Annotated in this window: 22 protein-coding genes, 2 tRNA genes and 1 pseudogene; 19 read left to right on the plus strand and 6 right to left on the minus strand. The window is 54.5% G+C overall.

Annotated features, from left to right (window positions below; all coding sequences use genetic code 11):
- Positions 1 to 48: 48 nt before the first annotated feature.
- Positions 49 to 1020 carry an octaprenyl diphosphate synthase gene (ispB, locus tag HMPREF1024_RS03790; protein WP_004144907.1) on the minus strand — a complete coding sequence of 324 codons (972 nt, stop codon included), beginning with the start codon at positions 1018 to 1020 and terminating at the stop codon, positions 49 to 51.
- A gap of 260 nt (positions 1021 to 1280) precedes the next feature.
- Between ispB and rplU the strand changes: the two genes are divergently transcribed.
- The 4 genes from rplU to cgtA all read left to right on the plus strand — a co-directional run bounded on the left by rplU (position 1281) and on the right by cgtA (position 4123).
- Positions 1281 to 1592, plus strand: coding sequence for a 50S ribosomal protein L21 (gene rplU, locus HMPREF1024_RS03785; RefSeq protein WP_002918379.1), 312 nt, complete (start codon positions 1281 to 1283; stop codon positions 1590 to 1592).
- Between the two features lie 20 nt (positions 1593 to 1612).
- Positions 1613 to 1870 carry a 50S ribosomal protein L27 gene (rpmA, locus tag HMPREF1024_RS03780; protein ID WP_002434222.1) on the plus strand — a complete coding sequence of 86 codons (258 nt, stop codon included), beginning with the start codon at positions 1613 to 1615 and terminating at the stop codon, positions 1868 to 1870.
- Between the two features lie 93 nt (positions 1871 to 1963).
- Entirely contained in the window at positions 1964 to 2929 is a 966-nt protein-coding gene (locus HMPREF1024_RS03775) for a DMT family transporter (RefSeq protein ID WP_004149938.1), read from the plus strand.
- Between the two features lie 15 nt (positions 2930 to 2944).
- Positions 2945 to 4123 (plus strand): Obg family GTPase CgtA, encoded by a 1179-nt coding sequence (cgtA, locus tag HMPREF1024_RS03770; protein WP_002918377.1) that lies wholly within the window; start codon positions 2945 to 2947, stop codon positions 4121 to 4123.
- Positions 4124 to 4174: 51 nt separating this feature from the next.
- Here the strand turns inward: cgtA and dacB are convergent, their stop codons facing one another.
- Complete coding sequence (dacB, locus tag HMPREF1024_RS03765) at positions 4175 to 5608, minus strand: serine-type D-Ala-D-Ala carboxypeptidase (protein ID WP_004149937.1); 1434 nt, start codon at positions 5606 to 5608, stop codon at positions 4175 to 4177.
- Positions 5609 to 5843: 235 nt separating this feature from the next.
- Here dacB and greA point away from each other — a divergent pair, with 235 nt between their 5' ends.
- Entirely contained in the window at positions 5844 to 6320 is a 477-nt protein-coding gene (gene greA / locus HMPREF1024_RS03760) for a transcription elongation factor GreA (RefSeq protein WP_002918375.1), read from the plus strand.
- Positions 6321 to 6472: 152 nt separating this feature from the next.
- Here the strand turns inward: greA and yhbY are convergent, their stop codons facing one another.
- A complete protein-coding gene (yhbY, locus tag HMPREF1024_RS03755) occupies positions 6473 to 6766 on the minus strand; it encodes a ribosome assembly RNA-binding protein YhbY (RefSeq protein WP_002918374.1) in 294 nt (97 codons plus the stop codon).
- Between the two features lie 123 nt (positions 6767 to 6889).
- Here yhbY and rlmE point away from each other — a divergent pair, with 123 nt between their 5' ends.
- The 7 genes from rlmE (at position 6890) to HMPREF1024_RS31465 (ending at position 13026) form a co-directional block, all read left to right on the plus strand.
- Positions 6890 to 7519, plus strand: a complete 630-nt coding sequence (gene rlmE, locus HMPREF1024_RS03750; protein WP_002918373.1) for a 23S rRNA (uridine(2552)-2'-O)-methyltransferase RlmE — start codon at positions 6890 to 6892, stop codon at positions 7517 to 7519.
- Between the two features lie 99 nt (positions 7520 to 7618).
- Positions 7619 to 9553: an ATP-dependent zinc metalloprotease FtsH gene (gene ftsH, locus HMPREF1024_RS03745; protein ID WP_002918372.1), complete on the plus strand. Its 1935-nt coding sequence runs from the start codon at positions 7619 to 7621 to the stop codon at positions 9551 to 9553.
- 93 nt (positions 9554 to 9646) lie between these two features.
- Positions 9647 to 10495, plus strand: coding sequence for a dihydropteroate synthase (folP, locus tag HMPREF1024_RS03740; RefSeq protein WP_009309637.1), 849 nt, complete (start codon positions 9647 to 9649; stop codon positions 10493 to 10495).
- Entirely contained in the window at positions 10488 to 11825 is a 1338-nt protein-coding gene (glmM, locus tag HMPREF1024_RS03735) for a phosphoglucosamine mutase (protein WP_002918370.1), read from the plus strand. Before folP ends, glmM begins: the two co-directional genes overlap by 8 nt.
- 229 nt (positions 11826 to 12054) lie before the next feature.
- Positions 12055 to 12384, plus strand: coding sequence for a preprotein translocase subunit SecG (gene secG / locus HMPREF1024_RS03730; RefSeq protein ID WP_002918369.1), 330 nt, complete (start codon positions 12055 to 12057; stop codon positions 12382 to 12384).
- A gap of 9 nt (positions 12385 to 12393) precedes the next feature.
- A tRNA-Leu gene (locus HMPREF1024_RS03725) sits at positions 12394 to 12480 on the plus strand.
- A 297-nt stretch (positions 12481 to 12777) separates the two neighbouring features.
- Positions 12778 to 13026, plus strand: a complete 249-nt coding sequence (locus HMPREF1024_RS31465) for a hypothetical protein (RefSeq protein WP_002918368.1) — start codon at positions 12778 to 12780, stop codon at positions 13024 to 13026.
- A gap of 41 nt (positions 13027 to 13067) precedes the next feature.
- Here the strand turns inward: HMPREF1024_RS31465 and HMPREF1024_RS0127490 are convergent.
- The 3 genes and pseudogenes from HMPREF1024_RS0127490 to argG all read right to left on the minus strand — a co-directional run bounded on the left by HMPREF1024_RS0127490 (position 13068) and on the right by argG (position 16104).
- A pseudogene (locus tag HMPREF1024_RS0127490) lies at positions 13068 to 13620 on the minus strand (YfaZ family outer membrane protein).
- A gap of 341 nt (positions 13621 to 13961) precedes the next feature.
- Positions 13962 to 14591: a winged helix-turn-helix transcriptional regulator gene (locus HMPREF1024_RS03715; RefSeq protein ID WP_015959057.1), complete on the minus strand. Its 630-nt coding sequence runs from the start codon at positions 14589 to 14591 to the stop codon at positions 13962 to 13964.
- A 169-nt stretch (positions 14592 to 14760) separates the two neighbouring features.
- Positions 14761 to 16104: an argininosuccinate synthase gene (gene argG / locus HMPREF1024_RS03710; RefSeq protein WP_004144895.1), complete on the minus strand. Its 1344-nt coding sequence runs from the start codon at positions 16102 to 16104 to the stop codon at positions 14761 to 14763.
- Between the two features lie 307 nt (positions 16105 to 16411).
- On the opposite strand from argG, the gene HMPREF1024_RS03705 reads away from it, so the two are divergent.
- From HMPREF1024_RS03705 to rpsO, 7 genes are all read left to right on the plus strand, one after another.
- A tRNA-Met gene (locus HMPREF1024_RS03705) sits at positions 16412 to 16488 on the plus strand.
- A gap of 208 nt (positions 16489 to 16696) precedes the next feature.
- The gene (gene rimP, locus HMPREF1024_RS03700) at positions 16697 to 17149 is read left to right on the plus strand and encodes a ribosome maturation factor RimP (RefSeq protein WP_002918364.1); all 453 of its coding nucleotides are present in this window, start codon (positions 16697 to 16699) and stop codon (positions 17147 to 17149) included.
- A gap of 27 nt (positions 17150 to 17176) precedes the next feature.
- Positions 17177 to 18664 carry a transcription termination factor NusA gene (gene nusA, locus HMPREF1024_RS03695; protein WP_002918252.1) on the plus strand — a complete coding sequence of 496 codons (1488 nt, stop codon included), beginning with the start codon at positions 17177 to 17179 and terminating at the stop codon, positions 18662 to 18664.
- A gap of 24 nt (positions 18665 to 18688) precedes the next feature.
- A complete protein-coding gene (infB, locus tag HMPREF1024_RS03690) occupies positions 18689 to 21379 on the plus strand; it encodes a translation initiation factor IF-2 (protein ID WP_002918250.1) in 2691 nt (896 codons plus the stop codon).
- A gap of 102 nt (positions 21380 to 21481) precedes the next feature.
- The gene (rbfA, locus tag HMPREF1024_RS03685) at positions 21482 to 21883 is read left to right on the plus strand and encodes a 30S ribosome-binding factor RbfA (protein ID WP_002918248.1); all 402 of its coding nucleotides are present in this window, start codon (positions 21482 to 21484) and stop codon (positions 21881 to 21883) included.
- Complete coding sequence (truB, locus tag HMPREF1024_RS03680) at positions 21883 to 22827, plus strand: tRNA pseudouridine(55) synthase TruB (RefSeq protein WP_004144892.1); 945 nt, start codon at positions 21883 to 21885, stop codon at positions 22825 to 22827. The genes rbfA and truB overlap by 1 nt, the downstream gene beginning before the upstream one ends.
- Before the next feature lie 148 nt (positions 22828 to 22975).
- Complete coding sequence (rpsO, locus tag HMPREF1024_RS03675) at positions 22976 to 23245, plus strand: 30S ribosomal protein S15 (RefSeq protein WP_002918244.1); 270 nt, start codon at positions 22976 to 22978, stop codon at positions 23243 to 23245.
- Positions 23246 to 23419 lie beyond the last annotated feature (174 nt).

Below are 23419 nucleotides of genomic sequence, written 5' to 3' on the forward strand. Positions count from 1 at the left end.
ACATTTTACTGGAACTTTCCCGCGCGTCGCGCGGGAAAGGAGGGGGGATTAATGATCGCGCTGGACTGCAATGTGCGCCAGCCCAATCAAGGCTTCACGCCAGGGCGTGTCCGGGAGGATCTGCAGCGCGGCAATGGCTTTGTCAGCTTCTTCTTCGGCACGCTTCTGCGTCCATTCCAGCGAACCGCAGGTCGCCATCGTTTCCAGCACAGCATCCAGTAGATGGCGGCCGTTGCCTTGCTCGATCGCACCGCGGATCATCGCTGATTGATCGGGTGTGCCATGGTGCATGGCGTGCAGCAGCGGTAGCGTGGGTTTACCTTCGTTCAGGTCGTCACCGACGTTTTTACCGAGCCGCTCGCCGTCAGAGCTATAATCGAGTAAATCGTCGATTAGCTGGAAAGCGGTGCCGAGATAGCGGCCATAATCCTGCAACGCGCGCTCTTCTTCCGCAGTGCAGTCGGCCAGCAGTCCCGCACACTGCGAGGCAGCTTCAAACAGGCGCGCCGTCTTGCTGTAGATAACGCGCATGTAGTTCTCTTCGGTGATATCCGGGTCATTGACGTTCATCAGCTGCAGCACTTCGCCTTCGGCAATGACGTTCACCGCTTCCGACATGACCTCAAGGATCTTCAGTGAGCCCAGCTGGGTCATCATCTGAAAGGCGCGGGTATAGATAAAATCGCCGACCAGTACGCTGGCGGCATTGCCAAACGCCGCATTGGCCGTGGCTTTGCCGCGACGCATATCAGACTCATCGACGACGTCGTCATGCAGCAGGGTGGCGGTATGAATAAATTCAATCAGCGCGGCAATGGTGACATGCGCGCTCCCCTGATAGCCCACCGCGCGTGCGGCGAGCACAGCAATCATCGGGCGAATGCGTTTGCCGCCGCCGCTGACGATGTAATAGCCTAACTGATTGATAAGCTGAACATCGGAGTTGAGTTGCTCAAGAATCGTCGCATTGACACCCGCCATATCTTGCGCGGTTAACTCATTGATTTTTTCTAAATTCATCGCAAAAGCCGGGCCAAATGTCCTGTTACCATGAATCCAGGTGGGATCACAGAAGGATTAAGACAGAATTAAAAGAAGATATGATTGTACTGAAAAATTGCCGTAGATAAACGTTGTCGTGAAAGTTGTGTTTTTTTTCTGCATTGATCGCTAATCGCTCTTGTCAAAGGCTCGCGTTTTGCGTAATATTCGCGCCCTATTGTGAATATTTATAGCGCACTCTGAATCACATAAAGAGGTGCGCGGAAGCGGAGTTTTATATGTACGCGGTTTTCCAAAGTGGTGGTAAACAACACCGAGTAAGCGAAGGTCAGACCGTTCGCCTGGAAAAGCTGGACATCGCAACTGGCGAAGCTGTTGAATTCGCTGAAGTGCTGATGATCGCAAACGGTGAAGAAATCAAGATCGGCGTTCCTTTCGTTGAGGGCGGCGTAATCAAAGCTGAAGTTGTTGCTCACGGTCGTGGCGAGAAAGTTAAAATCGTTAAGTTTCGTCGTCGTAAACACTATCGTAAGCAGCAGGGCCATCGTCAGTGGTTCACTGATGTGAAAATCACTGGCATCAGCGCCTAAGACCTGAGGAGTAGATTTAAATGGCACATAAAAAGGCTGGCGGCTCGACTCGTAACGGTCGCGATTCAGAAGCTAAACGTCTGGGCGTAAAACGTTTCGGCGGTGAAGCAGTTCTGGCAGGTAGCATCATCGTTCGTCAACGTGGTACTAAATTCCACGCTGGTACCAACGTTGGTTGCGGCCGTGACCACACTCTGTTCGCTTTGACTGACGGTAAAGTCAAGTTCGAAGTTAAAGGCCCGAAAAACCGTAAATTCATCAGCATCGTTGCTGAATAAGTTTTTCGCGTCCCGGTAACGGATGAAAGCCCCGCAACACGTTGCGGGGCTTTTTACATTCGTCTACCGGAAAATTTTTGCAGGGAAACAGGCATGAAGCAGCAGGCTGGGATTGGCATTATTCTGGCGCTTACCACCGCAATGTGTTGGGGAGCGTTGCCGATTGCAATGAAACAGGTTCTCGAGGTGATGGCGCCGCCTACGGTGGTCTTTTATCGCTTTCTGATGGCCAGCATTGGGCTTGGCGCGATCCTCGCGATCAAAGGCAAACTGCCGCCGATGCGAATTTTTCGCAAGCCGCGCTGGCTGGTGTTATTAGCGATTGCCACCGGCGGTCTGTTCGGTAACTTCATCCTGTTTAGTTCTTCCCTGCAATACCTCAGCCCCACGGCTTCTCAGGTCATCGGCCAGCTATCGCCGGTGGGGATGATGGTGGCTAGCGTCGTAATTCTGAAAGAGCGCATGCGCGGCACCCAGGTGGTGGGCGCGTTGATGCTGCTCAGCGGGCTGGTGATGTTCTTCAATACCAGTCTGATTGAAATCTTTACCCGCCTGACGGACTACACGTGGGGGGTAATTTTCGGCGTTGCTGCCGCTACGGTGTGGGTAAGCTACGGCGTCGCGCAAAAGGTGTTATTGCGCCGTCTGGCATCACAGCAGATACTATTTTTGCTGTACACTTTGTGTACGATTGCATTACTGCCACTTGCTGAGCCCGGAGTGATTTCCCGGTTAAGCAGCTGGCAACTGGCATGCCTGATTTTTTGCGGGCTGAATACCCTGGTCGGCTACGGGGCGCTGGCGGAAGCCATGGCGCGCTGGCAGGCGGCGCAGGTCAGCGCGTTAATCACCTTGACGCCACTGTTTACGCTACTGTTTTCTGATTTATTATCAATGGCCTGGCCCGATGTTTTCGCCAGACCGATGTTAAACCTGATTGGTTATCTCGGTGCGTTTGTCGTGGTTGCGGGCGCGATGTATTCCGCCATCGGCCATCGTCTTTGGGGACGTTGGCGTAAGCGAGAGGCGGTAGTACCGCTGCCCCGCTCAGGCGAATGATTTACGGAGAGTAAAATGAAGTTTGTAGATGAAGCAACGATCCTGGTCGTAGCAGGTGACGGCGGCAATGGTTGCGTAAGCTTCCGCCGCGAAAAGTATATTCCGAAAGGCGGTCCGGATGGCGGCGATGGCGGCGATGGCGGCGATGTCTGGCTGGAAGCGGACGAGAACCTGAACACCCTGATCGACTACCGTTTTGAAAAATCGTTCCGCGCCGAACGTGGGCAGAATGGTCAAAGCCGCGACTGTACCGGTAAGCGCGGTAAAGACGTGACGGTAAAAGTGCCGGTCGGCACCCGGGTTATCGATCAGGGCACCGGCGAGACCATGGGCGATATGACCAAACACGGTCAGCGTCTGATGGTGGCGAAAGGCGGCTGGCACGGTTTGGGCAACACCCGTTTCAAATCGTCCGTTAACCGTACGCCGCGTCAGAAAACCATGGGTACCCCGGGTGATAAACGCGACCTGCAGCTGGAGCTGATGCTGTTGGCCGATGTCGGGATGCTGGGCATGCCGAACGCCGGCAAATCCACCTTCATCCGTGCGGTCTCCGCCGCCAAGCCGAAAGTGGCTGACTATCCGTTTACCACCCTGGTGCCAAGCCTGGGCGTGGTGCGTATGGACAATGAAAAGAGCTTCGTAGTTGCCGATATCCCTGGGCTGATTGAAGGCGCAGCGGAAGGGGCAGGCCTCGGTATCCGCTTCCTCAAGCACCTCGAGCGCTGCCGCGTACTGCTGCACCTCATCGATATCGATCCGATCGACGGCTCCGATCCGGTTGAGAATGCGCGCATTATCATCGGCGAGCTGGAGAAATACAGCGAGAAGCTAGCCTCCAAACCACGCTGGTTAGTTTTCAACAAGATTGACCTGATGGACAAGGCCGAAGCCGAAGCCAAAGCCAAAGCGATTGCTGAAGCGCTGGGTTGGGAAGAGAAATTCTACCTGATCTCCGCGGCCAGCCAGCAGGGCGTGAAAGAGCTGTGCTGGGACGTGATGACCTTCATCATCGAAAACCCGATCGTGCAGGCGGAAGAAGAGCAGAAGCCGGAGAAAGTCGAGTTTATGTGGGACGACTATCACCGTCAGCAGCTTGAAGAGGCCGAAGCCGAAGCAGAAGATGACGAAGACTGGGATGACGACTGGGATGAGGACGACGAAGAAGGCGTCGAATTCATCTACAAACGCTAATCCTGACTTCTCTGGATCAAAAAGGGCCGCATCTGATGCGGCCCTTTTGTTTTAATTGTTCTGGTACAAATCTTTATACAAGCGGCTTTCAAAGCGGACCAGTGGGATGCGGCGATTGCGCTGATCAGCTGGCTCCACGGCGTAGCCGGAGAGATATTGCACGAAGGCCACCTTTTGTCCGCTGGCGGTAGTGATGAAGCCTGCGAGGTTGTAAACCCCCTGGAGCGACCCGGTTTTCGCCGAGACTTTACCATCGACGCCCGCCTGATGAAGACCGGCGCGATACTGCAGCGATCCGTCATGGCCCGCCAGCGGCAGCATGGAGATGAAGTTGAGCTCGGTATCGTGCTGGGCGATATACTGCAGCACCTGCATCATGGTCGCCGGGGCGATCAGGTTGTGGCGCGACAGGCCAGAGCCGTCGGCGATGATAGTGTTGCCGAGATCGACCCCAGCCTGTTGACGCAGGATCTGCCGTACGGCATCGGAGCCCGCCCGCCAGGTGCCAGGTACGCCGAACCGGGCGTGGCCGATGGTGCGAAAGACGGTGTCGGCAATCATGTTGTCTGACTTCTTCAGCATGATCCGCAGCAGATCGTGCAGCGGAGCCGACTGGCTGGTTGCCAGCACGGTGCCGGGCTCATTGGCCAGCGTCTGGCGCAGCAGCGTGCCGCTGTAGGTGATCCCCGCCTGGGCCAGCTCCGCTTTGAGGATCGCTCCGGCATAGCTGGCGCCATCCTGAATGGCGAAGGCCAGAGGCAGCGGCTCGCTACGCTGCGGCAGGCAGCCGGTGAGAGTATAGCGATTGAGATCGCCCGGCACCACGTCGAGCTCGCAATACTGGGCTTCCGATGAGCCACGCGCCAGCGTTCGTACCTGGCTGAACATGGTGACCGGATAATAGGATGCAACGCGAATGAAGGCGACATCGCCCGGTTTCTGCGCGCTATACAGCGAGACAGAGAAGCAGTTACGGTCGACAATCGCCGCCGCCGGCGGGGCGCTGAAGCACTGCGTCAGGTCGTTCCACGGCCAGCCGGGCGCTTTGTCATGGCTGGCGAAGACCGAGGTATCGATGAGCACATTGCCTTCGATACGCTGCACGCCGGCTTTTTTCAGCGTCGCCACCATATTGCGAATATCCTGCCGTTTAAGCGTCGGATCGCCGCCGAAGCGTGCAATCAGGTCGCCTTTCAGCACGCCGCCGTCAAGGGAACCTTTGGTTTCCAGCGTGGTGGTAAAGCGAAAATCGGGCCCCAGTTGCAGCAGCGCCGCCAGCGCGGTGATGACCTTTTGCGTACTGGCCGGGAGCGCCATTTGCTGGCTGTGATAGTCGATTTCCGGCGTCGATGCGCCGACCTTTTGCGCCATAAAGGCAAGGTTCGCACCGGCGGGAAGCTGGTTGATGTACTCGTCAATATTCGCCGCCTGAGCGCTAAGCGCTATACCGGCGGTCAATCCGATGATAAATCTGGGAAATCGCATAATCTCGCGCTAACAACCTGAAGCCAGGCCGTCATACTACGGTGCAACGCCCAGTAAAGTAAACGATGACCCATAATGAACTTCGGGGTAAAATACCCATCAAATGAAAAATTGCTGCTGACCTGGGGAGTGTTTCCCGGGTCGGTTTCTTTTTGCTCGTGTCCTGCCGGTGGGCAGGACAGGTGGCGGAGCGGAACTATCCGTTCCCTGAAGGAATGATAAAGAGGTATAACTAATGCAAGCGATTCCGATGACCTTACGTGGCGCTGAAAAACTGCGCGAAGAACTGGATTATCTGAAGTCTGTGCGTCGTCCTGAAATCATTGCCGCTATTGCTGAGGCCCGTGAACACGGCGATCTGAAAGAGAATGCCGAGTATCACGCCGCGCGTGAGCAGCAGGGTTTCTGCGAGGGGCGTATCAAGGATATCGAAGCGAAGCTGTCTAACGCGCAGGTTATCGATATCACCAAAATGCCGAACAACGGCCGGGTGATTTTTGGTTCTACCGTCAGCGTGCTGAACCTCGATACCGACGAGGAACAGACCTACCGCATCGTGGGCGATGACGAAGCTGATTTTAAGCAGAATCTGATCTCCGTGAACTCGCCGATCGCCCGCGGTCTGATCGGCAAAGAGCAGGATGACGTCGTGACTATCCGTACCCCGGGTGGGGAAGTGGAATACGAAATTACCAAGGTTGAATACCTGTAAGGCGTATTTCCCGCTACGATGTTTATAGATTGTAAAGAAAGGAAAAAGGCCGCATAGCGGCCTTTTATCAACGTCAGGAGCATGGCATTTTGCTCGCCTGGCCGCAGAAATCCCTCGTTTTACACAAAGTTGTGTCGAGATTCAGGATATTCTTAGCGTGGCAGCGAGATTTTACGCTCTGGCGTTGGGCGGTACAGAACCAGCGTTTTACCGATGACCTGTACGTTACAGGCGCCGGTTTCGCGTACGATGGCTTCCACGATCAAGGCTTTTGTTTCGCGATCTTCTGAGGCGATCTTCACCTTGATGAGTTCATGGTGCCCTAACGCTTGTTCGATCTCGGCCAGTACCCCTTCGGTCAAACCATTGTTGCCAAGCATAACTACCGGCTTGAGCGGATGTGCCAGACCTTTCAGGTGCTGTTTTTGTTTAGTACTCAGATTCATCGTATTTTTTTGCTTACGTTGGGATTGAAAACGGGTCATTCTACCGCCATCTCCCATATATCGCCAAACTACCGCGTCGATTTTTACGCAGTAAAGTACGATGAACCCGAACGGGAATGTTAAATGACAGGTAAAAAGCGTTCTGCCAGCTCAAGCCGCTGGCTTCAGGAACACTTTAGCGATAAATATGTTCAACAGGCACAGAAAAAGGGGTTACGTTCCCGTGCCTGGTTTAAACTTGATGAAATACAGCAAAGTGACAAAATTTTTAAGCCGGGGATGACGGTAGTCGACCTCGGTGCTGCTCCCGGTGGCTGGTCGCAGTATGCGGTCACGCAGATCGGCAACAGCGGCCGCATCATCGCTTGCGATCTTTTACCAATGGATCCAATCGTTGGTGTGGACTTCCTTCAGGGCGATTTTCGTGATGAATTAGTCCTGAAAGCGTTACTTGAGCGAGTGGGCGACAGTAAAGTCCAAGTTGTCATGTCCGATATGGCGCCGAATATGTGCGGAACACCGGCGGTGGATATTCCCCGGGCTATGTATCTGGTAGAACTGGCGCTTGAAATGTCTCGTGATGTATTAGCGCCAGGTGGTAGTTTTGTAGTGAAGGTGTTCCAGGGCGAAGGCTTCGATGAGTATCTTCGAGAAATTCGCTCCCTGTTTACGAAGGTCAAAGTTCGTAAGCCGGACTCTTCCCGCGCTCGTTCGCGTGAAGTGTATATTGTAGCGACCGGGCGTAAACCATAACCGGCAGATTTCAAACGAAAGTTTGAAAGAAACTGGATATAGAGTATCCTGACGCTGTTTTTAACACAGTTGTAATAAGAGGTTAATCCCTTGAGTGACATGGCGAAAAACCTAATACTCTGGCTGGTCATTGCCGTTGTGCTGATGTCAGTATTCCAGAGCTTTGGGCCCAGCGAGTCGAATGGCCGCAAGGTGGATTATTCTACCTTCCTGCAAGAGGTCAATCAGGACCAGGTTCGCGAAGCGCGTATCAACGGACGTGAGATCAACGTTACCAAGAAAGATAGTAACCGTTACACGACTTACATTCCGGTTAACGATCCGAAGCTGCTCGATAACCTGTTGACTAAAAACGTCAAAGTTGTTGGCGAACCACCAGAAGAGCCGAGCCTGCTGGCTTCCATCTTCATCTCCTGGTTCCCAATGCTGCTGCTGATCGGCGTCTGGATCTTCTTTATGCGGCAAATGCAGGGCGGCGGCGGGAAGGGCGCGATGTCCTTCGGCAAAAGCAAAGCCCGTATGTTGACGGAAGACCAGATCAAAACCACTTTTGCAGACGTTGCCGGGTGTGACGAAGCAAAAGAGGAAGTCGGCGAGCTGGTAGAATACCTGCGTGAGCCGAGCCGCTTCCAGAAACTTGGCGGTAAAATCCCGAAAGGCGTCCTGATGGTCGGCCCTCCGGGTACCGGTAAAACGCTGCTGGCGAAAGCGATCGCTGGTGAAGCGAAGGTACCGTTCTTTACCATTTCCGGTTCTGACTTCGTCGAAATGTTCGTCGGTGTGGGCGCTTCTCGTGTGCGTGACATGTTCGAACAGGCTAAGAAAGCCGCGCCTTGCATCATCTTCATCGATGAAATCGACGCCGTCGGCCGCCAGCGTGGCGCAGGCCTGGGCGGTGGACACGATGAACGTGAGCAGACCCTGAACCAGATGCTGGTTGAGATGGACGGCTTCGAAGGTAACGAAGGTATCATCGTTATCGCGGCGACTAACCGTCCGGACGTTCTTGACCCCGCGCTGTTGCGTCCGGGCCGTTTTGACCGCCAGGTGGTGGTTGGCCTGCCGGATGTTCGCGGTCGTGAGCAGATCCTGAAAGTGCATATGCGTCGCGTTCCGCTGGCGCCGGATATCGATGCGGCAATCATTGCGCGCGGTACCCCGGGCTTCTCCGGTGCGGATCTGGCCAACCTGGTCAACGAAGCGGCGCTGTTTGCTGCCCGCGGTAACAAACGCGTTGTGTCGATGGTTGAGTTCGAGAAAGCGAAAGACAAAATCATGATGGGTGCGGAACGTCGCTCCATGGTGATGACGGAAGCGCAGAAAGAGTCTACTGCTTATCATGAAGCGGGCCACGCGATTATTGGTCGCCTGGTGCCGGAGCACGATCCGGTGCACAAAGTGACGATTATCCCGCGCGGTCGTGCGCTGGGTGTGACCTTCTTCCTGCCGGAAGGCGATGCAATCAGCGCCAGCCGTCAGAAACTGGAAAGCCAGATCTCCACCCTGTACGGCGGTCGTCTGGCGGAAGAGATTATCTACGGTCCGGAACATGTTTCTACCGGTGCGTCCAACGATATTAAAGTGGCGACGAACCTGGCGCGTAACATGGTGACCCAGTGGGGCTTCTCCGACAAACTCGGTCCGCTGCTGTATGCGGAAGAAGAGGGTGAAGTCTTCCTCGGCCGTAGCGTCGCGAAAGCGAAGCATATGTCCGATGAAACCGCGCGTATCATCGACCAGGAAGTGAAATCGCTGATTGAGCGTAACTACGGTCGTGCTCGCCAGCTGCTGAACGACAACATGGACATTCTGCACGCGATGAAAGATGCGCTCATGAAGTATGAGACCATCGATGCGCCGCAGATTGACGACCTGATGGCTCGTCGCGAAGTTCGTCCGCCAGCGGGTTGGGAAGAACCTGGTTCTTCTAACAACTCTGACAACAATGGCACGCCTCGTGCGCCGCGTCCGGTTGATGAACCGCGTACGCCGAACCCGGGCAACACCATGTCAGAGCAGCTGGGCGACAAGTAAGCTACCGCTGTTGATGCTTGTTTAACCTTAAAACCCCGGGCGTCCGCTCCGGGGTTTTTCTTTTTTAACCTCTTCAGTCTCAGGGATTTTGTGATGAAACTTGTAGCCCAGGGCTCAACCCTCGATCTCTCTCACCCCCACGTGATGGGTATTCTAAATATGACGCCTGACTCCTTCTCCGATGGCGGCGCCCATAATTCGCTGATTGAGGCGGTGAAGCATGCCAATCTGATGATCAACGCCGGCGCGACCATCATTGATATCGGCGGTGAATCGACGCGGCCAGGGGCGGCTGAGGTTAGTGTGGAAGAGGAGCTTGCGCGGGTGATACCGGTGGTTGAAGCCATTGCCCAGCGCTTTGAGGTATGGATCTCAGTGGATACCTCCAAGGCGGAGGTTATTCGCCAATCGGCCCGGGCCGGGGCGCATATCATCAACGATATTCGTTCGCTGACCGAGCCCGGCGCGCTGCAGGCCGCCGCGGAAACCGGACTGCCAGTGTGTCTGATGCATATGCAGGGACAACCAAAAACCATGCAGGAGGCGCCGAAGTATGAGGACGTCTTCGCCGATGTTGAGCGTTTTTTTAATGAGCACATTGTGCGCTGCGAACAGGCGGGGATCGCAAAAGAAAAATTGCTGCTCGACCCGGGATTCGGTTTCGGTAAAAATCTCTCCCACAATTACCAACTGTTGGCCAGGCTTGGGGAGTTTCATCACTTTGGTCTGCCGCTGCTGGTCGGTATGTCACGTAAGTCGATGGTAGGTCAGTTGCTGAACGTCGGGCCGTCGGAGCGGCTGAACGGCAGCCTGGCGTGTGCCGTCATTGCAGCAATGCAGGGCGCGCAGATTATCCGCGTCCATGATGTCAAAGAAACGGTAGAAGCGCTGCGCGTGGTGGAAGCCACCCTCGCCGCTAAGGGAAAAAAACGTTATGAGTAACCGCAAGTATTTTGGCACCGATGGTATTCGTGGCCGCGTCGGCGATGCGCCGATCACTCCGGAGTTTGTGCTCAAGCTGGGCTGGGCGGCGGGCAAAGTGTTAGCGCGTCACGGTTCGCGTAAAATTATCATCGGCAAGGATACCCGTATTTCGGGCTATATGCTGGAATCGGCGCTGGAAGCTGGACTGGCGGCAGCGGGGCTCTCTGCGTCGTTCACCGGGCCTATGCCGACACCGGCCATCGCCTACCTGACGCGCGCCTTCCGCGCCGAGGCGGGGATTGTTATCTCTGCTTCACATAACCCTTTCTACGACAACGGCATTAAATTCTTCTCCATTGAGGGCACCAAACTGCCGGATGATGTCGAAGAGGCGATTGAAGCCGAAATGGAGAAAGAGCTCACCTGCGTGGATTCGGCTGAGCTGGGCAAAGCCAGCCGTATCGTCGATGCGGCGGGGCGCTACATTGAATTTTGTAAGGGTACCTTTCCCAACGAACTGAGCCTGGGAACGCTGAAAGTGGTGGTGGATTGCGCGCACGGCGCGACCTATCACATCGCCCCTAATGTCTTCCGCGAGCTGGGAGCCCAGGTTATCGCGATGGGCTGCGAGCCAGACGGTCTCAACATCAACGAAGAGGTCGGCGCCACTGACGTGCGGGCGCTGCAGGCGCGCGTGCTGGCGGAAAAAGCCGATCTGGGTATTGCCTACGACGGCGATGGCGATCGGGTGATTATGGTTGACCACGAAGGCAATAAAGTCGATGGCGACCAGATCCTCTATATCATAGCCCGGGAAGGATTGCGTCAGGGGCAGCTGCGCGGCGGCGCCGTCGGCACGCTGATGAGTAATATGGGGCTGGAGCTGGCGCTCAAGCAGTTAGGCATCCCGTTTGCCCGCGCGAAGGTCGGTGACCGCTATGTACTGGAGATGCTCCAGGAAAAAGGCTGGCGCATCGGTGCGGAAAACTCCGGCCATGTGATCCTGCTGGATAAAACCACCACCGGCGATGGCATTGTTGCCAGCCTGCAGGTGGTCGCGGCGATGGTCCGCAACCACATGAGCCTGCATGACCTGTGCAGCGGGATGAAAATGTTCCCTCAGCTGCTGGTGAATGTCCGCTTTACCGAGGGCAGCGGTAACCCGCTGGAGAATGAGCACGTCAAAGCGGTGACCGCGGAAGTGGAGGCGGCGTTAGGAAAACGCGGCCGTGTCCTGCTGCGTAAATCGGGTACGGAGCCGCTAATCCGCGTGATGGTGGAAGGCGAGCATGAAGATCAGGTGCACGAGTTTGCGCACCGCATCGCTGAGGCGGTAAAAAGCGTTTAGCTTTGCCGGCTAAGTGGTTAAAAAGGCGGCGCTTGCCGCCTTTTTTATGATCGAAAATTGGCTTTTTGCTGTTTTTTTCTGCAGTTGATACAATGTGTCGAAATTGCCCTTGCGAAGGTCATTCGCTTTGGTTAGTATTCACACCCGCTTCAGTGGGAAACGTTAAAACGTCCCGCTTTATTGGTCGAAGCACTTGGTATGCGGCGAATCCGCAAGGAACAGGTTGATTATGTACGAAGCTCTTTTGGTTGTTTTCCTTATTGTAGCGATTGGCCTTGTAGGTCTGGTTATGCTGCAGCAAGGTAAAGGCGCTGATATGGGAGCCTCCTTCGGTGCAGGCGCTTCCGGCACACTGTTTGGGTCCAGCGGTTCTGGCAACTTTATGACCCGTATGACCGGCATCCTGGCTGCGCTGTTCTTCATCATCAGTCTGGCGCTGGGTAATATCAACAGCAACAAGACCAGTAAAGGAAGTGAGTGGGATAATCTGAGCGCGCCGAAAACGGAGCAAACTCAGCCAACTGCGCCGGCTCAGCCGACCAGCGATATCCCGCACTAAGTATTCTGTACCGAGGTGGTGGAATTGGTAGACACGCTACCTTGAGGTGGTAGTGCCCTAACGGGCTTGTGGGTTCGAGTCCCATCCTCGGTACCAATATTCCAGAAAAAAGACGCTGAAAAGCGTCTTTTTTTGTTTTTGTCCCCGCTGGACATTTATTTATAAACATCTCTTCGCTGGTTGCCTCCTTTTACTGTCGTTAAAGTCGCCTCGTCAAATTAACAGAGGTGAAGTGACACAATGAACAAGATCGGGTTGCTTATCGTCGCCGGCGTACTCGGTTTAGCTGGGTGCAGTTCAACATCGCCCTCCCAAACGGTGGAGACGATTAATGCGCTAACCGTACCGGTATCGCCCAGTGAGTCTGGGACTACAGCGAATCATGCCCAGGCGGTGAGGCGCTATTTCCAGGACAATACGGCACTGATTAGTCGCCTTAACCATTCGTTGAAAAGTCATTATCTGCAGGACGTGGAGCGCCGCGATGTGTTCGACAGACACAGCGAGGCGTATAAGGTGTATGGCGCCCTGACCCGCCTGGAGCAGATGGCGTCCATGAATGAGGTTTACCGCAAAGAGAATAATATTGCAGGCCTACAAGAGATCAACCGCGTCCTGAAAAGCGTGCCGCTGACCAGCTGAGAATGAAACAGGGACTGCCGACCGGCAATCCCTGTGAAGAGTTAAAAGCGGAAGTTAACCCCGGCGTAAGCGCCGTCGGCCAGCGTGTTATCGCGATTGCCATCTTTCCCTGCCATATCAATATAGCGATAGCCAGCTTCGATATTCAGAGACGGGAGCACGTTAAGGCGTACCCCGGCATTGGCCTCCACATAATCCTCAACGCCGCTGGACATTGAGTCCGGTGAGTAATATCCCTCGCCGAAAAAACGTGAAATACTGACCAAGGGGGAGTTCAGCGCCACCACCGGCGGCGATGGCGTAACCTTCATCACCATCTTTTGGGTTCAGATAGACCGCCTTACCGCCCAGGGTCATCAGAAAAGGGCCAAGGTTAAAGTTATAACCCATTCCCAGTCCTACACTATCTCCATCGTTGTCGCTATGAGCCCACTGAGAACTGAACGTCATACCCGGTTCCCCGGCGCCAAAGCTGGCGGACAGATTGGTAAACTCGGCGCCAGCTTCTCCATGCAGGTTAACGGCTGCGCAGGCAGCGCTGCTGGCTCCCAAAGCGATCGTTACGGCAACCATTTTTGCAGCAATAGACTTCATTATTAAATTCCTTCAGATAAAAAAAAGCCCGATATGGGCGTTCGGGCATAATTAACGGGTTCGTGCATCTCATTGTTATGGTCGCGGCAGGCGAGGGGGCAACTCTCGCTACCGCCGCACACGTCTGGCCGATTTCCGCTGGCATATCCTGAGCCGGTGCAGACCCGGCGGTTAACGCCGTTTGTGGTCGTCTGCTGGCGAACTCAGTAATAGATTGTCTTCCGGGAAACCCAGGCGCTTAGCATAAAATTTTTGTTCTTTTAGCGGTAACGGTTATTGGTTTAAATTTAAACATCTTCCCCGCTGCAGCAAATAACAATAAATGATAGGAGGAGTGCGGGTCAGAATTTTTCAGGAAGTGAGACGATATTTTGTAAATAACCGCCGCGGGCAAAGGTAATATAACCGCCTTTCTTTAATGCTGACAATACATTGAGAATACTGCTACGCGACAGAAGGGTCCTGTCCTGAATATACTCAAGAATAGATACCCGCTGTCGGGTCTCTTCGCTTAATAGCATCATCTCCAGCAGATGGTTACGGATGACCGAATAGGTGCGCTGCTGCAGGACCAGATCGTCACGATACACCATATACGAGGTATGATAAGCCAACAGGCTGGTCACCTCTTCCCATAGGTTATGCTGGCGAAAAAGCGCCGAAGCCAGGTCATGGTCGATCCGTAGCAGTTCGCATGATACCTCGGCTCGCAGGCTGTGGCTGCGGCTGGGCTGCAGCATTTCCGCCACGCCGAAAAGATGCGGCTCATAGACGGTCACCATCAGTAGCCTGTCGGAATTACGAATAATCGACAGCTCGCCTTTTTTAAAAATAAAGAGCTGGGTTTTGCCTTTATATTCCCATGTCAGTCTTTTTCTGGCGATCGCGTTAACGGGGGTCGCGTGTGGCTCAAGTACATCGATCAGTCGGTCAATGGTCTTTTGCGGCCTGATCGGCGGTTTAATATTCATGATGTGCATCACCAGATATGAATTAATCAATTGAGGCTATTATAGTCAACAGTTTTGCTGGTCTGGCGATAAGGAAAAAATGCGTCATGGCATTTTTTTTAAGTTGGTGGGTCATTCAAAATAAAAAGCCGGCGGTGATCCGCCGGCGGAAAGCAACATTGTCAGGCGATTATTTGCCTTTGTTTTCCAGATTTTCAACCTGCGGTAAACCGGTTGCCGAGGAGGCGCTCAGCAGGCCAGACTGGGCATAGCCGAACAGCTTCTCGCGGGTATCGGTGATGTCCAGATTACGCATGGTCAGCTGGCCGATACGGTCTTCGGCAGTAAACATGGAATCGCCTTTTTCCATGGTCAGACGCTCCGCTTTATAGGTCAGGTTGTCTGATACCGTATTAAGGATCGAGTAGTCGTTACCGCGACGCAGTTCGAGGGTGACTTCGCCGGTGATCTGGCTGGCGACCCAGCGCTGCAGCGAATCACGCAGCATCAGCGCCTGGGAATCAAACCAGCGGCCCTGATACAGCAGGCGGCCCAACTGGCGACCATGGGCGTGATATTGCTCAATCGTATCTTCGTTATGGATACCGGTCAGCAAACGCTCGTAGGCAATATGCAGCAGCGCCATCCCCGGAGCTTCATAAATGCCGCGGCTTTTCGCTTCGATAATCCGGTTTTCAATCTGGTCGCTCATGCCCAGGCCGTGACGACCGCCGATGCGGTTGGCTTCCAGCATCATCTCGACGTCATCGGCAAAGGTTTTACCATTCAGCGCCACCGGATGGCCCTGCTCAAAGCGTACGGTGACCTCTTCCGCAGGGATCTTCACGTTTTCGTCCCAGAACTTCACGCCCATAATCGGGTTGACGATCTTGACGCTGGAGTTCAGGAATTCGAGATCTTTCGCTTCATGGGTCGCGCCGAGCATATTGGAGTCGGTGGAGTAGGCTTTCTCGACCGACATCTTGTAATCAAAGCCGCAGGCGATCATAAATTCGGACATTTCGTGACGACCGCCGAGCTCATTGATAAAGTCGCTGTCCAGCCACGGTTTGTAAATCTGCAGTTCAGCGTTGGTCAGCAGGCCGTAACGATAGAAACGTTCGATATCGTTGCCTTTATAGGTGCTGCCATCGCCCCAAATGTTAACGCCGTCTTCTTTCATCGCCGCCACCAGCATGGTGCCGGTGACCGCGCGGCCTAGCGGCGTGGTGTTGAAGTAGGTCAACCCACCGGTGGTGTTATGGAAAGCGCCACACTGAATCGCGGCGATCCCTTCTGCGACCAGCTGTTTGCGGCAGTCGATCAGACGGGCGCCTTCAGCGCCGTACTCTTTCGCGCGGCGCGGGATAGCATCGTAGTCGTCTTCGTCCGGTTGACCCAGGTTAGCGGTATATGCATAAGGCACGGCGCCTTTTTTGCGCATCCATAACAGCGCGGCGCTGGTATCCAGTCCACCAGAGAAAGCGATACCAATACGTTGACCAACCGGGAGATGCTTGAGAATCGTCGTCATAAAATAAAACCCTGCTCGATAGACTGTGGTGAGTTCGACCCAACAACCTTAACTGCATTTTTATGCATTAATTGTGAGTATTCATTTAACCATCTTTTACTGGCGACAGGAAGTGCTTCATCATCTTTTTGCTAAAAAAGCCTGAAATACCAGCACAAACGGCAATCGGGGGCGCTAAAAAGCATGTTGACAAAATATACTAATCACCGTTACAATTCATCTCGATTTTATGTCCCGTCTTCGGTACCAAATCCCAGCAGTATTTGCGTCTTTTGCTCATAAAGAGTAAAATATGCCACGTTTCAGGCGCGGGGTGGAGCAGCCTGGTAGCTCGTCGGGCTCATAACCCGAAGGTCGTCGGTTCAAATCCGGCCCCCGCAACCACTTTCCCATTAAGTACTTTTTCAAATATACTGTGAGGACTAGGTGTCCTTCGTAGCCGAATTTGAAAGAATTCTTGCGGAAGGTGTTCCAGATCGCCATGGCGATCTCAGGGTTCAGTTATCTAAAGCCCCGATTTATCGGGGTTTTTTGTTATCTGACTTCAGAATAACTGGGCTATACGCCCTTTTTTTATGTCTTGGGGGTGGGTTTGTCCACATTAGAGCAAAAATTGACAGAGATGCTCACTGCGCCGGTTGAAGCGCTTGGCTTTGAGCTGGTCGGCATCGAATTTATTCGCGGTCGCACATCCACACTGCGCATCTATATTGATAGTGAAGATGGCATCAACGTTGATGATTGTGCTGATGTGAGCCACCAGGTAAGCGCCGTCATGGATGTCGAAGACCCGATCACTGTCGCTTACAACCTGGAAGTCTCTTCGCCTGGTCTTGACCGTCCGATGTTCACCGCCGAACACTATCAACGTTTCACCGGCGAAGAAGTTGCGCTGGTGCTGCGCATGGCGGTTCAGAACCGCCGCAAATGGCAGGGCATTATCAAAGCGGTAGACGGTGAGATGATCACGGTAACCGTCGAAGGCAAAGATGAAGTGTTCGCGCTGAGTAACATCCAGAAGGCGAACCTGGTTCCCCACTTTTAACAGTCTGGATTGAGGTGAAAGGCCCCGATGAACAAAGAAATTTTGGCTGTTGTTGAAGCCGTTTCCAACGAAAAAGCGCTGCCGCGTGAGAAAATTTTCGAAGCGCTGGAAAGCGCGCTGGCAACGGCCACCAAGAAAAAATACGAACAAGAGATCGACGTTCGCGTTGAAATCGACCGCAAGAGCGGCGATTTCGATACCTTCCGTCGTTGGCTGGTTGTAGAAGAAGTCACCCAGCCGACGCGCGAGATCACGCTGGAAGCAGCGCGTTTCGAAGATGAAAGCATGAACGTCGGCGACTATGTCGAAGATCAGATCGAATCTGTTACCTTCGACCGTATCACCACACAGACCGCTAAGCAGGTTATCGTGCAGAAAGTCCGCGAAGCCGAGCGCGCGATGGTGGTCGATCAGTTCCGCGAGCACGAAGGTGAGATCATCACCGGCGTGGTGAAAAAAGTGAACCGCGACAATATCACACTGGATCTGGGTAACAACGCTGAAGCCGTGATCCTGCGTGAAGATATGCTGCCGCGTGAAAACTTCCGTCCGGGCGACCGCATTCGCGGCGTACTGTACGCTGTCCGTCCGGAAGCGCGTGGCGCCCAGCTGTTCGTCACCCGTTCCAAACCTGAGATGCTGATCGAACTGTTCCGCATCGAAGTGCCGGAAATCGGTGAAGAAGTGCTGGAGATCAAAGCGGCGGCTCGCGATCCGGGCTCTCGTGCCAAAATCGCGGTGAAAACCAACGACAAGCGCATCGACCCGGTTGGCGCTTGCGTCGGTATGCGCGGTGCGCGTGTGCAGGCCGTGTCGACTGAGCTGGGTGGTGAACGCATCGATATCGTCCTGTGGGATGATAACCCGGCGCAGTTCGTGATTAACGCTATGGCGCCGGCAGACGTCGCGTCCATCGTGGTGGATGAAGATAAACACACCATGGATATCGCGGTAGAAGCGGGCAACCTGGCGCAGGCGATCGGCCGTAACGGTCAGAACGTCCGCCTGGCTTCACAGCTCAGCGGCTGGGAACTCAACGTCATGACCGTTGACGATCTGCAGGCTAAGCACCAGGCGGAAGCGCATGCCGCTATCGATACCTTCACCAAATATCTTGATATTGATGAAGATTTCGCGACAGTGCTGGTTGAAGAAGGCTTCTCCTCGCTGGAAGAGCTGGCCTATGTGCCGATGAAAGAACTGCTGGAAATCGACGGTCTGGATGAAGCCACCGTTGAAGCACTTCGTGAGCGTGCGAAAAACGCACTGACTACGCTGGCGCTGGCTCAGGAAGAAAGCCTGGGAGATAACAAACCTGCCGATGATCTGTTGAATCTCGAAGGTCTGGATCGTGCCCTGGCATTCAAACTGGCTGCCCGTGGTGTTTGTACGCTGGAAGATCTCGCCGAGCAGGGCGTTGATGACCTGGCTGATATCGAAGGGATGACCGACGAGAAAGCTGGCGAGCTCATCATGGCCGCTCGCAACATTTGTTGGTTCGGCGACGAAGCGTAATAAACTGTAGCAGGAAGGAACAGCATGACAGATGTGACTATTAAAGCGCTGGCCTCAGAGATTCAGACCTCTGTGGATCGCCTGATACAGCAATTTGCTGACGCAGGCATCCGCAAATCGGCTGATGATTCTGTGACCTCGCAAGAGAAACAAACTTTGTTGACGCACCTGAACCGTGAACACGGCTCGGCGCCAGACAAGCTGACGTTACAGCGTAAGACGCGCAGTACGTTGAATATTCCAGGTACCGGTGGAAAGAGTAAATCGGTACAAATCGAAGTCCGCAAGAAACGCACCTTTGTGAAACGCGATCCGCAAGAGGCTGAACGCCTGGCCGCGGAAGAGCAGGCGCAGCGTGAAGCGGAAGAGCAGGCCCGTCGTGAAGCTGAAGAAGCAGCGAAACGCGAGGCGCAATTAAAAGCTGAACGTGAGGCCGCAGAACAAGCTAAACGTGAAGTCGCTGATAAAGCGAAACGTGAAGCTGCGGAAAAAGACAAAGTGAGCAATCAACATACCGACGAAATGACCAAAACCGCCCAGGCTGAAAAGATCCGTCGCGAGAACGAAGCCGCGGAATTGAAGCGCAAATCGGAAGAAGAAGCACGCCGCAAACTTGAAGAAGAAGCGCGCCGTGTAGCGGAAGAAGCACGCCGTATGGCTGAAGAAAACGAAAAAAATTGGTCTGAAACCTCAGACAGCCCGGAAGATAGCAGCGACTATCACGTCACCACATCACAGCATGCTCGTCAGGCTGAAGATGATAACGATCGTGAAGTCGAAGGCGGTCGCGGCCGTAGCCGTAGCAGCAAAGCGGCTCGTCCGGCGAAGAAAGGCAACAAACACGCTGAATCGAAAGCTGATCGTGAAGAAGCCCGCGCGGCCGTGCGCGGCGGTAAAGGCGGTAAGCACCGTAAAGGTTCCGCTCTGCAGCAGGGCTTCCAGAAGCCAGCGCAGGCCGTTAACCGTGACGTCGTAATCGGCGAAACCATCACCGTTGGCGAACTGGCTAACAAGATGGCGGTGAAAGGTTCTCAGGTCATCAAAGCGATGATGAAGCTGGGCGCCATGGCGACCATCAACCAGGTCATCGACCAGGAAACCGCACAGCTGGTTGCCGAAGAGATGGGCCACAAAGTTATCCTGCGTCGTGAAAACGAACTGGAAGAAGCCGTAATGAGCGACCGTGACACCGGCGCGGCGGCTGAACCGCGCGCACCGGTCGTGACCATTATGGGTCACGTTGACCACGGTAAAACCTCGCTGCTGGACTACATTCGTTCTACCAAGGTTGCCTCCGGCGAAGCGGGTGGTATTACCCAGCACATCGGTGCTTACCACGTCGAAACCGACAACGGCATGATCACCTTCCTGGATACCCCGGGCCACGCCGCGTTTACCTCCATGCGTGCTCGTGGCGCGCAGGCGACGGATATCGTGGTTCTGGTGGTGGCGGCAGACGACGGCGTGATGCCGCAGACTATCGAAGCTATCCAGCACGCTAAAGCGGCGCAGGTACCGGTGGTAGTGGCGGTGAACAAGATCGATAAGCCAGAAGCCGATCCGGATCGCGTGAAGAACGAACTGTCCCAGTACGGCATCCTGCCGGAAGAGTGGGGCGGCGAGAGCCAGTTCGTCCACGTTTCCGCGAAAGCGGGTACCGGCATCGACGACCTGCTGGACGCGATCCTGCTGCAGGCTGAAGTTCTTGAGCTGAAAGCGGTCCGCAACGGTATGGCGAGCGGCGCGGTCATCGAATCCTTCCTTGATAAAGGTCGTGGTCCGGTAGCTACCGTTCTGGTTCGCGAAGGTACTCTGCACAAGGGCGACATTGTTCTGTGCGGCTTCGAATATGGCCGTGTGCGCGCGATGCGTGACGAACTGGGTCGCGAAGTGCTGGAAGCGGGTCCGTCCATTCCGGTGGAAATCCTCGGCCTGTCCGGTGTGCCGGCTGCCGGTGATGAAGTGACCGTAGTGCGTGACGAGAAAAAAGCGCGTGAAGTGGCGCTGTATCGTCAGGGCAAATTCCGTGAAGTTAAGCTGGCGCGTCAGCAGAAATCTAAACTGGAAAACATGTTCGCTAACATGACCGAAGGCGAAGTTCACGAAGTGAACATCGTACTGAAAGCGGACGTACAGGGTTCTGTCGAAGCGATTTCCGATTCCTTACTGAAACTGTCTACCGACGAAGTGAAAGTGAAGATCATCGGTTCCGGCGTAGGTGGTATCACCGAAACCGACGCTACCCTGGCAGCAGCATCCAACGCGATTCTGGTTGGCTTCAACGTTCGTGCCGATGCCTCTGCGCGTAAAGTTATCGAAGCGGAAAGCCTGGATCTGCGTTACTACTCCGTCATCTATAACCTGATCGACGAAGTGAAAGCGGCGATGAGCGGCATGCTGTCTCCGGAACTGAAACAGCAGATCATCGGTCTGGCTGAAGTGCGTGATGTCTTCAAATCGCCGAAATTCGGCGCCATCGCGGGCTGTATGGTTACCGAAGGGACGATCAAACGTCACAACCCAATCCGCGTTCTGCGTGACAACGTGGTTATCTATGAAGGCGAGCTGGAATCCCTGCGCCGCTTCAAAGATGACGTTAACGAAGTCCGTAACGGCATGGAATGTGGTATCGGCGTGAAGAACTACAACGACGTTCGCGTTGGCGATATGATCGAAGTGTTCGAAATCATCGAAATCCAGCGTAGCATCGATTAATCATTTGATGGCTAAGCAGCCGGGGAAGCGAAGCGCCACCCGGCAATCATTTTAAAAAGGGGCTTTTGGCCCCTTTTTTGTCTTTATTCTGGAGAACTTATTATGGCGAAAGAATTTGGTCGCCCGCAGCGTGTGGCCCAGGAGATGCAAAAAGAGATTGCCATCATCCTGCAGCGTGAAATTAAAGATCCGCGTCTGGGCATGATGACCACCGTTTCCGGTGTGGAAATGTCCCGTGACCTGGCCTATGCCAAGGTGTATGTCACCTTCCTTAACGACAAAGATGAAGCCGCGGTGAAAGCGGGCATCAAAGCGCTGCAGGAAGCTTCTGGCTTTATCCGCTCTCTGCTGGGGAAAGCGATGCGTCTGCGCATCGTACCGGAACTGACTTTCTTCTACGACAACTCACTGGTGGAAGGGATGCGTATGTCCAACCTGGTCACCAGCGTGGTGAAACACGACGATGAGCGTCGTGTGAACCCGGACGACAGCAAGGAGGACTGATGAGTCGTCCTCGTCGTCGCGGCCGCGACGTGCATGGCGTATTGTTGCTGGACAAGCCTCAGGGCGCCTCCAGTAACGATGTGCTGCAGAAAGTAAAACGTATTTATAACGCCAACCGCGCCGGGCATACCGGCGCGCTGGATCCGCTGGCGACCGGTATGCTGCCGATCTGCCTTGGCGAAGCGACCAAGTTTTCCCAGTATCTGCTGGACTCCGATAAGCGTTACCGCGTGATCGCCAAACTTGGCCAGCGCACGGATACCTCCGATGCCGACGGTCAGGTGGTGGAAGAGCGCCCGCTGACTTTTAGCGACGAACAGCTGGCGGCGGCGCTGGACAGCTTTCGCGGCGAGACGCAGCAGGTGCCGTCGATGTATTCGGCGCTGAAATATCAGGGCAAGAAGCTATACGAATATGCTCGCCAGGGTATTGAAGTTCCGCGGGAAGCCCGGCCGATAACCGTTTATGAGCTGCTGTTTATTCGCCGCGAAGGCGATGAGCTGGAGCTGGAGATCCACTGCTCGAAAGGCACCTACATCCGGACGATTATCGATGATTTAGGTGAGAAGCTCGGCTGCGGCGCGCACGTGATTTTCCTGCGTCGCCTGGCGGTAAGCAAATACCCGGTCGAGCGGATGGTGACCCTCGAGCAGCTGCAGGCGCTGGTCGATGAGGCGGCGGCGCAGGATATTCCTGCCGCTCAGTTGCTTGATCCGCTGCTGATGCCGATGGACAGCCCGGCCTCGGATTACCCGCTGGTTAATATTCCAGAAACCTCCGCAGTCTACTTTAAGAACGGCAACCCGGTACGTCAGTCAGGCGCGCCGCTTAACGGGCTGGTGCGGGTGATGGAGAGCGAGTCCGGCAAGTTTCTCGGCATGGGCGAAATTGACGATGAAGGCCGCGTGGCCCCGCGTCGTCTGGTGGTGGAATACCCGGCGTAAGCGCTTTTCTTGCGATAAAAGCCTGCTACGAGTAGAATATCGCCGCTTAACGTCCGCTAACGTGTTTTAACATTTTCGGGCGTTGCATCAGGGGTCGCTGAATTAGAGATCGGCACCCTTTCTTTCTTTTAATTTTTGGAGTTATAAAATGTCTCTAAGCGTTGAAGCTAAAGCAAAAATCGTTTCTGAGTTTGGTCGTGGCGAAAACGACAGCGGTTCTACCGAAGTTCAGGTTGCACTGCTGACCGCACAGATCAACCACCTGCAGGGCCACTTTGCAGAGCACAAAAAAGATCACCACAGCCGTCGTGGTCTGCTGCGCATGGTTTCTCAGCGTCGTAAACTGCTCGACTACCTGAAACGTAAAGATGTTGCCCGTTACTCTGCGCTGATTGAGCGTCTGGGTCTGCGTCGCTAATTCTGCGAGTTTCAGAAAAAGGGGCCTGACGGCCCCTTTTTTCGACCGGGCGGCAGCAATTCATTCAAAACTCATGTATTGTTGCTAGTAATGATCTTCATGCAGAGGTTCGCGCGGCTAATGAGAGGCTTCATCCGCAGGGGCGGGTAAAGGTTGTCATTAGTCGCGAGGATG

It is taken from the genome of Klebsiella sp. 4_1_44FAA (genome assembly GCF_000238715.1).
Taxonomy (GTDB): domain Bacteria; phylum Pseudomonadota; class Gammaproteobacteria; order Enterobacterales; family Enterobacteriaceae; genus Klebsiella; species Klebsiella pneumoniae.